This is a genomic window from Cellulomonas telluris, assembly GCF_004886325.1.
Lineage (GTDB): Bacteria > Actinomycetota > Actinomycetes > Actinomycetales > Cellulomonadaceae > Cellulomonas > Cellulomonas telluris.
Genome location: NZ_QXFN01000109.1, coordinates 1 through 518 on the forward strand (window position 1 = coordinate 1; position 518 = coordinate 518).

1 protein-coding gene and 1 pseudogene are annotated in these 518 nt (G+C 72.4%); one reads left to right on the forward strand and one right to left on the reverse strand.

The features are described from left to right. A partial coding sequence (locus tag FB586_RS18960; protein WP_136520876.1) for a VOC family protein occupies positions 1–337 on the forward strand: 337 nt, incomplete at its 5' end. A gap of 87 nt (positions 338–424) precedes the next feature. Here the strand turns inward: FB586_RS18960 and FB586_RS20130 are convergent. After that, positions 425–518 (reverse strand): annotated as a pseudogene (locus FB586_RS20130) (DUF1445 domain-containing protein); the annotation flags it as partial.

Genomic DNA, 518 nt, shown 5'->3' on the forward strand with positions numbered 1-518 from the left:
CATGCAGGTCCTGCACGAGGAGGTCAACGAGGAGCAGGGGGCGCGCGAGGCGATGGTCGGGGTCGGCGACTCCGGCTCGTGCATCCAGCTCCTGGCGCCGCTCACCCCGGAGTCGACGATCGCGAAGTTCCTCGACCGCAACGGCCAGGGCATCCAGCAGCTCGCGTTCCGCGTGGACGACGTCGAGCACGTCGCCGCGGTCCTGCGCGAGCGCGGGCTGCGCCTGCTCTACGACGCCCCGAGGCGCGGCACGTCCGACAGCCGGGTCAACTTCATCCACCCCAAGGACGCCGGCGGCGTCCTGGTCGAGCTCGTCGAGCCCGCCGCGGACCACTGACCCTCACGGGACCAGCCTCACGGGACCAGCCTCACGGGACCAGCCTCACGGGACCAGCCTCACGGGACCAGCCTCACGGCACCAGCCTCACGGGACCAGGTAGTCGCTGTCCCGGGCGTCGGTGACCAGCATGTGCCCCGGGGCGTGCGCGATCGCCAGCGGCGGCCGCGACTCCATCACC